Raw genomic sequence first — 7,686 nt, 5'->3', positions numbered from 1 at the left:
TTCATCCGGCGCGTCCCCGACGGCGCCGTCCTCACCGTCGAGTCGTCCATGCGCGCCGTCGCCCCGATGAACGCCGTGGCCATCGCCCTCGGTGTCCACGTCCGCGTCGGCAACGAGGACAACCTGTGGGCCCGCAAGGGCGAGCCCATGAGCTCCGTGCGCCAGGTCGAGCAGATGGTGCGGATCGCCGACGCGCTCGGCCGCGACGTCGCCACCGGCGCCGAGGCCAAGGAGATCTACCACATCGGCGAGTACTACGCGGACGCCGAACAGACCCTGGACCGGCTCGGCATGGTGCCCAACCGCCGCCCCGGACAGCGCGGCTTCATGCTCCGCGACACCACCCGCTGAACCGCCGTACAGGAGAACCACCGTGGCACACGCCATCCGCTTCCACGAGACCGGCGGCCCCGACGTCCTGCGGCTCGAGACCGTCACCGTCGGGGCCCCCGGGCCCGGTGAGGTCCGTGTCCGGCACGAGGCCGTCGGACTGAACTTCGCCGACATCTACTTCCGCACCGGCCTCTACCCGGCCCCGCTGCCCGCGGGCCTCGGCGTCGAGGCCGCCGGAGTCGTCGAGGCCACCGGGCCCGGCGTCACCCACGTCCGGGCCGGGGACCGTGTCACCTACACCGGCAGCCCGCTCGGCGCCTACAGCACCGAACGCGTCATGCCCGCCGCATCACTGATCCGGCTGCCGGACGCCATCGACAGCGAGACCGCCGCCGCCATGACCATGCGCGGCCTCACCGCCGCGTACCTGCTGCGCCGCATCCATCCCCTCGAGGCGGGCGACACGATCCTGCTGCACGCCGCGGCCGGTGGCGTCGGACTCATCGTGTGCCAGTGGGCCAAGCTGCTCGGCCTCACCGTCATCGGCACCGTCTCGACCGAGGAGAAGGCCGAACTCGCCCGCGCCCACGGCTGTGACCACACCGTCCTGTACCGGCAGGAGGACGTGGCGGCACGGGTACGCGAACTGACCGGCGGCGAGGGCGTCCCCCTCGTCCTCGACAGCATCGGCAAGGACACCGTCGACGGCTCGATGGCCTCGCTGCGCCGCCGCGGACTCCTCGTCTGTTTCGGCACCGCCTCCGGCGTCCCGCCGCTGGACGCCATGCAACTGGCCGTCCGCGGCTCCCTGTTCGTCACCCGGCCCGCCCTCGCCGACTACATCGCGGACCCCGCCGAGCGGTCCGCCCTCGCCGGTGAACTCTTCGACCACGTGGGCAGCGGCCGCATCCGCATCCGCATCGACGGGCGGCACGCCCTGACGGACGCGGTGGCGGCCCACCGTGCCCTGGAGTCCGGGCTCACCACCGGCTCCTCCGTCCTGATTCCCTGAGGAGCGCGCACATGACACCGACCACCGTCCGCACCAGGATCGACGTCGAACCCCTCACCTGCACCCTCGGCGCCCAGCTGCACGGAGTCCAGCTCGGCGACGCCGTGCACGACGACGACCTGTTCGCGCAGATCAGGCAGCTCCTGCTCCGCCACAAGGTGCTGTTCCTGCGCGACCAGAACCTCAGCCGCGCCGACCACGTCGCGTTCGCCTCCCGGCTCGGCCCGCTCGAGGACCACCCCGTCCTCGGCAGCGACCCCGACCACCCCGGGCTCGTCCGCATCTACAAGGACCTCGACAGCAAGCCCGAGCACTACGAGAACGCCCTGCACTGCGACGCGACCTGGCGCGCACACCCGCCCATGGGCGCCGTCCTGCGTTGCGTCGAGACCCCGGCGGTCGGGGGCGACACCATCTGGGTCGACATGGCCGAGGCCTACCGCCGGCTGCCCGCGCACATCCGCACACAGATCGACGGACTGCGCGCCCGGCACAGCATCGAGGCCAGCTTCGGCGCCGTCCTGCCGCCCGACGAGCGACGCCGCCTCAAGGAGCGCTATCCCGATCCGGAGCACCCGGTCGTGCGCACCCACCCCGAGACCGGCGAGAAGATCCTCTTCGTCAACGCCTTCACGACGCACTTCGTCAACCACCACACCCCCGACAACGTGCGGTTCGGCCAGGACCACGCGCCGGGCGCCAACCTGCTGATGAACTACCTGATCAGCCAGGCCGCCGTGCCCGAGTACCAGGTCCGCTGGCGGTGGACGGCGAACAGCGTCGCCCTCTGGGACAACCGCTCCACCCAGCACTACGCGGTCCAGGACTACTGGCCCGCCGTCCGCAAGATGGAGCGCGCCGGGATCGCCGGTGACCGGCCCCAGTAGAGCCGTGTCGCGCGGATACGCGTGGATCGTGTTCGGCCTCAGCTTCGGCCTGCTGCTCTCCGACTACATGTCACGGCAGGTCCTCAACGCGGTCTTTCCGCTGCTGAAGGCCGAGTGGATGCTCACCGACGCCCAGTTGGGCTCGCTGAGCGGCATCGTCGCCCTCATGGTCGGCGTCCTCACCTTTCCGCTGTCCCTGCTCGCCGACCGCTGGGGCCGGGCGCGCAGCCTGGTCCTGGCGGCGGTGGTCTGGAGCCTGGCGACGCTCGGCTGCGCCGTCGCCGCGAGCTACGGCCAGATGTTCCTCGGCCGCTTCCTGGTGGGGGTCGGCGAGGCGGCGTACGGCAGTGTCGGCATCGCCGTCGTCATCAGCGTGTTCCCCGCGACGATGCGTGCCACGCTGTCCGGTGCGTTCATCGCGGGCGGAGCCTTCGGCTCGGTGCTCGGCGTGTCCGTCGGCGGGGTCGTCGCCCAGCACCTGGGCTGGCGCTGGACGTTCGCGGTCATGGGCCTGTTCGGGCTCGCCCTCGCGGGGGTGTACAGCATCGTCGTCACCGAGGGACGCCTGGCCCGTGCCTGTCTCGACCGGGGCGACGCGCCGGGGGCGGACGGACCGGTACGGTCCCTGCTGCCGCGTCTGTTCTCCACCGCCTCGGTGCGCTGCGCCTACCTCGGCAGCGGACTCCAGATGTTCCTCGCCATGGCCCTGCTCGCCTGGATGCCCAGCTACCTCGACCGCTCCTACGGGCTGTCGACCGACCGGGCGGGACTCGTGGCCGGGGTGTTCGCGCTCGTCACCGGCGTCGGCATGGTCGGCGGCGGACTCGTCAGCGACCGGCTCGGACGGCGCGACACCCACCACAAGTGGACCCTCGCCGTCCTGTGCAGCACCGGCTCCCTCGTCCTGCTCGGCACGGGCTTCCACCTCCCGAACGGAGCGGCGCAACTGCTGCTGATCGGTGCCGGGACGCTGCTGTCCAACGCCACGGCGGGACCGGCCGCCGCCATGGTGGTCAGCCTGACCCCGCCGGCCGTGGTGGCCACCGCGATGGCCACCCTCACGCTCGCCAACAGCCTCATCGGTCTCGCCCCCGGCCCGGCCGTGACCGGCCTGCTCGCCGACCGGATCGGCCTGCACGCCGCACTGGGCGTGATCCCTTTCGTCTCCCTCCCGGCCGCCCTGGCCTTCGCCATCGGCCGCCGCCGCTACGCCGCGGACCTGCGCGTTCCTGTCCCGGCCCGGCCCCTCACCACGACGGAGCTCCCCACATGAACCCCGCCTCACGGACGAGCACGGCCGCCACGGTCGTGCTCGTCCCCGGACTGCGCGACCACGTCGCCGACCACTGGCAGACCCACCTCGCCGCCCGGCTCCCCGGATCCGTGACCGTCCCGCCCCTCACCGCCGGCCGGCTCAGCCGCGCCGCCCAGGTGGCCGCGCTCGACGCCGTCGTGGCCGCCGCACCGGGCCCCGTCGTGCTCGTCGCGCACAGCGCCGGCGTGCACACCACCGTCCACTGGGCCGTCACCCACGACCGGCCCGTGCGCGGTGCGCTCCTCGCGACGCCACCCGACTTCGACAGCCCCCTGCCGGACGGACACCCCGACCCGGCGACCCTCCGCGAGCACGGCTGGCTGCCGGTCGTGCGCACCCGGCTGCCCTTTCCCAGCATCGTCGCGTCGAGCAGTGACGACCCGCTGGCCCGCCGCACCGGCCGCATCGCCGCCCTCGCCGCCGACTGGGGCAGCCGGCTCGTCGACCTCGGACCGGTCGGCCATCTCAATCCGGCGTCCGGACACGGCCCGTGGCCGCAGGCCCTGCGCCTCCTCGGGGAACTCGACGGCGCCACCTTCACGCGCAGGGAGGCCGTGCAGTGACCGGACACCCCTCGAACATCGCCGACTTCCAGGACTGGCTGCACCGGGAACGCGGCCTCGACCTGCCCGACTACGCCCGGCTGTGGCGCTGGAGCACCGGGAACCTGCCCGAGTTCTGGTCCGCCGTGTGGGACTACTACGGACTCGGCGAGGTCAGCACCTACGACGAGGTCCTCGCCGACGCGGCGATGCCGGGCGCCACCTGGTTCCCTGGCGCCCGGCTCAACTTCGCCCGGCAGTGCCTCACCCACGCCGACGACAGCCTCCCGGCCCTCGTCGCCGTCGCCGAGACCGGTGACCCCGAGACCTTCACCCGGCGCAGGCTCGCCGCCGAGGTGGCGGGCGTCGCGGCCACCCTGCGCGACCTCGGCGTCGGACCGGGGGACTGCGTCGCCGGATACCTGCCGAACATCCCCGAGGCCGTCGTCGCCCTCCTCGCGACCGCCGCCATCGGTGCCACATGGACCGTCTGTTCGCCGGACTTCGGGACCGCCGGTGTCCTCGACCGGCTCCGCCAGGCCGGGCCGAAGGTGCTCGTGGCCGCCGACGGCTACCGCTACGCGGGCACCGCGTACGACTGCCGGCCCAGGACGGCGGAGCTGCTCGCGGGACTGCCCACCGTGCGTCATCTCGTCCGCGTCGACCGGCTGTACGCAGGCGGGGAGGGTCCGGACCGCGTCCCGCGGGCGGACGTGGCCCGGCACTCCTGGTCCGCTGCGGCGGCTCGCGAGGCGTCCCTGGTCTTCGCCGACGTCGCCTTCGACCACCCGCTGTGGATCCTGTGGTCCTCCGGCACCACCGGTGTCCCCAAGGGCATCGTCCACGGTCACGGCGGCATCGTCGTCGAGCTGCTCAAGGCCCTCGGCCTCGGCATCGGACTGCGCGAGGAGGACCGGTTCCTGTTCCACACCTCCACCAGCTGGATGGTCTGGAACCTCATGGTCGGCGGCCTCCTGCACGGCAGCACGCTCGTCCTGTACGACGGCAGCCCCACCCACCCGGGCGCCGACGGAGTCTGGCGGATCGCGGAACGCACCGGGGCCACTGTCGTGGGCGTCGGCGCCGCGTACCTGACCGCCGGCGAGAAGGCGGGGTCCCACCCGGCCCGCGACCACGGACTGGGAGCCGTCCGTTCCGTCCTGCAGACCGGCTCGGCCATGCCCGACAGCACCTGGCGCTGGGTCCGCGAGCGGGCGGCACCCGGGGCCCGGCTCCAGTCGATCTGCGGCGGCACGGACATCTGCTCCGTGCTGGCCGGCGACTCGGCCCTGCTGCCCGAACACACCGGCCGGCTCGCCGGACCGGCCCTGGGCGTCGCGCTCGCCGCCTGGGACGCCGAGGGGCGCCCCGTCGTGGGAGAGCAGGGCGAGCTCGTCGTCACCGCGCCGATGCCCTCGATGCCGCTCCGCTTCGTCGGCGACCCCGGGCACGCGCGGTACCGGGCGAGCTACTTCGACCACTACCCCGGCGTGTGGCGGCACGGCGACTGGGTCACCGTCCACGAGGACCTGTCGGTCCAGGTCGCGGGACGCTCCGACGCCACCCTCAACCGGATGGGCGTGCGCATGGGCTCCGCCGACCTGTACGCCGTCGTCGAACGGCTGCCCCGGGTCGCGGACAGCCTCGTCGTCGGCGCCGAACTGCCCGACGGCGGCTACGCCATGCCGCTGTTCGTCGTGCCGGCGCCCGGGGAGCGCTTCGACGACGCGCTGCGCGACGAGATCGTGTCCGCGATCCGGCGGCAGCTGTCGCCCCGGCACGTCCCCGACGTCGTCGTCCCCGTCGAGGCCGTGCCCCGTACGCTCACCGGCAAGAAGCTGGAGGTGCCCGTCAAGCGCATCCTCCAGGGCGCCCGCGTCGCGGACGTGGTCGCCGACGGCACGGTGACCCGGCCCGACCTGCTGCCCTGGTTCGCCGACTTCGCCGCCCGGTCCGGCTACGGAATCCGCGCCACGCCCACGTAGAACCCGCTCAGCTCCTCGGCCGGTGCCGGACCGGTGCGGTACCAGTGGGTCGCCGTGACCAGGCCCGGGTCCACGAGCTCGAGGCCCTCGAAGAACGGCTCGATCTCGGCGCGGGTGCGCATCCGGAGCGGGATCTCGCCCTTGCGGTAGGTGTTCTTGACGGACGTGGCCAGGTGCGGGTGCTCGTCCGTCGTGCCGTGCGACAGCACCAGGTAGCTGCCCGAGGGGAGCGCGTCGACGAGGGTGCGGGTCAGCCCGTACGGGTCCTCCTCGTCGGTGATGAAGTGCATCAGCGCGATCATGGACAGCGCGAGGGGCCGGTCGAAGTCGAGGAACGTGCGCGCGTGGTCGAGGATCGCGGCCGGGTCGCGGACGTCGGCCTCGATGTAGTCCGTCGCCCCCTCCGGGCTGCTGACCAGCAGGGCCTCGGCGTGGCGCAGCACGATCGGGTCGTTGTCGGCGTAGGCGACCCGGGCGGAGGGGACGATCCGCTGCACGATCTGGTGCAGGTTCGGCCGTGTCGGGATGCCGGTGCCGATGTCGAGGAACTGGTCGATGCCGTTCTCCGCGAGCCAGGCGGCGGCGCGGTGCATGAAGGCGCGGTTGCGCATCGCGTTGTGCCGCGCCTCGGGGGGCAGCTTCTCCGCCACCTCCTGGTCGACCGGGTAGTTGTCCTTGCCGCCCAGGAGCCAGTCGTAGACACGGGCGGGGTGCGGCTTGCTCGTGTCGATACGGCTCGGCGATGACGGTGCCGTCATGTCTGACTCCAGCGTGTGCTCGGACGGTGAAGGACCCGGCGATTATGTCATTGGCCAGGCCTTTGCGCAGAGTTGTCACCGGCTGCGTCCGGCCGGACCCGCGCCGCATTCACCGGTCCCGGGCCGCCTTGAAGCGGGCGAGGCCGTCGGCCAGGTCCACGATCGGCTCCGGGTAGTCGAGCCGCTCGCGCTCCCGCGCGGGCAGTTTCCACGGCTCGTGCACGGCGCGGGGCGCGACGTCCGCCAACTCCGGTACCCAGCGCCGGACATAGGCGCCCTGCGGGTCGAAGCGCCGCGCCTGCGTCACCGGGTTCAGGACCCGGTTGGGACGGGTGTCGGTGCCGGTGCCCGCCGCCCACTGCCAGTTCAGCTGGTTCTCCGCCACGTCCCCGTCGACCAGGAGCGACAGGAAGTGGTCGGCGCCGGTGCGCCAGTCCACGTACAGCGTCTTCGTGAGGAAGCCGGCCGCCAGGAGCCGGCCGCGGTTGTGTATCCAGCCCTCGTGCCGCAGCTGGCGCATCGCGGCGTCGACCACCGGGTAGCCGGTCAGGCCGTCCCGCCACGCCGCCACGTCCCGCTCCGCGGCCCTTCCGGTGCGCCAACGGTCGCCCCTGGTGCGGTAGTTGCGGTGCGCGGCCGACGGTCGGGCGGCGAGCACCTGCTGGTGGAAGTCGCGCCACGCCAGCTGCCGGACGAAGGCCTCGGCGCCCGGGCCCCCGGCGTCCCAGGCCCGTCGCACGAGTTCGGCGGGAGAGAGCGTGCCGAAGTGCAGGTGCGGCGACAGGCGCGAGGTGCCGTCCTCGGCGAGCGCGTCGTGCAGCTCCTCGTACGCGTCGATCCCGCTGCGCAGCCAG

General features: G+C 73.1%; 8 protein-coding genes. 6 read left to right on the top strand and 2 right to left on the bottom strand.

Annotation, left to right across the window (positions count from 1 at the left end; translation table 11 throughout):
• The 6 genes from GTW43_RS26070 to GTW43_RS26045 all read left to right on the top strand — a co-directional run.
• Positions 1 to 351 (top strand): 3-keto-5-aminohexanoate cleavage protein (locus GTW43_RS26070; protein ID WP_161304430.1); only part of this gene is annotated, 351 nt, incomplete at its 5' end.
• 22 nt (positions 352 to 373) lie between these two features.
• Positions 374 to 1,345 (top strand): quinone oxidoreductase, encoded by a 972-nt coding sequence (locus GTW43_RS26065; RefSeq protein ID WP_161304429.1) that lies wholly within the window; start codon positions 374 to 376, stop codon positions 1,343 to 1,345.
• Positions 1,346 to 1,356: 11 nt separating this feature from the next.
• The gene (locus GTW43_RS26060) at positions 1,357 to 2,232 is read left to right on the top strand and encodes a TauD/TfdA family dioxygenase (protein ID WP_161304428.1); all 876 of its coding nucleotides are present in this window, start codon (positions 1,357 to 1,359) and stop codon (positions 2,230 to 2,232) included.
• The gene (locus GTW43_RS26055) at positions 2,216 to 3,505 is read left to right on the top strand and encodes an MFS transporter (RefSeq protein WP_343246118.1); all 1,290 of its coding nucleotides are present in this window, start codon (positions 2,216 to 2,218) and stop codon (positions 3,503 to 3,505) included. The genes GTW43_RS26060 and GTW43_RS26055 overlap by 17 nt, the downstream gene beginning before the upstream one ends.
• Entirely contained in the window at positions 3,502 to 4,110 is a 609-nt protein-coding gene (locus GTW43_RS26050; RefSeq protein ID WP_161304427.1) for an alpha/beta hydrolase, read from the top strand. Before GTW43_RS26055 ends, GTW43_RS26050 begins: the two co-directional genes overlap by 4 nt.
• Positions 4,107 to 6,074 carry an acetoacetate--CoA ligase gene (locus GTW43_RS26045; RefSeq protein ID WP_161304426.1) on the top strand — a complete coding sequence of 656 codons (1,968 nt, stop codon included), beginning with the start codon at positions 4,107 to 4,109 and terminating at the stop codon, positions 6,072 to 6,074. The genes GTW43_RS26050 and GTW43_RS26045 overlap by 4 nt, the downstream gene beginning before the upstream one ends.
• Here the strand turns inward: GTW43_RS26045 and GTW43_RS26040 are convergent.
• Together GTW43_RS26040 and GTW43_RS26035 are read right to left on the bottom strand one after the other, a co-directional pair.
• Positions 6,047 to 6,832: an SAM-dependent methyltransferase gene (locus GTW43_RS26040; RefSeq protein ID WP_161304425.1), complete on the bottom strand. Its 786-nt coding sequence runs from the start codon at positions 6,830 to 6,832 to the stop codon at positions 6,047 to 6,049. The two genes, GTW43_RS26045 and GTW43_RS26040, sit on opposite strands and share 28 nt — an antisense overlap.
• 109 nt (positions 6,833 to 6,941) lie before the next feature.
• The coding region (locus tag GTW43_RS26035) for an FAD-binding domain-containing protein (protein ID WP_202501946.1) at positions 6,942 to 7,686 on the bottom strand (745 nt) is incomplete at its 5' end.

The sequence above is a fragment of the Streptomyces sp. SID5785 genome (assembly GCF_009870065.1).
Classification (GTDB): Bacteria; Actinomycetota; Actinomycetes; order Streptomycetales; family Streptomycetaceae; genus Streptomyces.
This window is presented reverse-complemented; position numbering and strand designations above follow the sequence as displayed.

What these genes read in the sequence shown, in the direction of transcription:
- GTW43_RS26060 (WP_161304428.1), top strand. Translation starts at nt 1,357, where the DNA reads ATGACACCGACCACCGTCCGCACCAGGATCGACGTCGAACCCCTCACC.
- GTW43_RS26050 (WP_161304427.1), top strand. Translation starts at nt 3,502, where the DNA reads ATGAACCCCGCCTCACGGACGAGCACGGCCGCCACGGTCGTGCTCGTC.
- GTW43_RS26040 (WP_161304425.1), bottom strand. Translation starts at nt 6,832, where the DNA reads ATGACGGCACCGTCATCGCCGAGCCGTATCGACACGAGCAAGCCGCAC.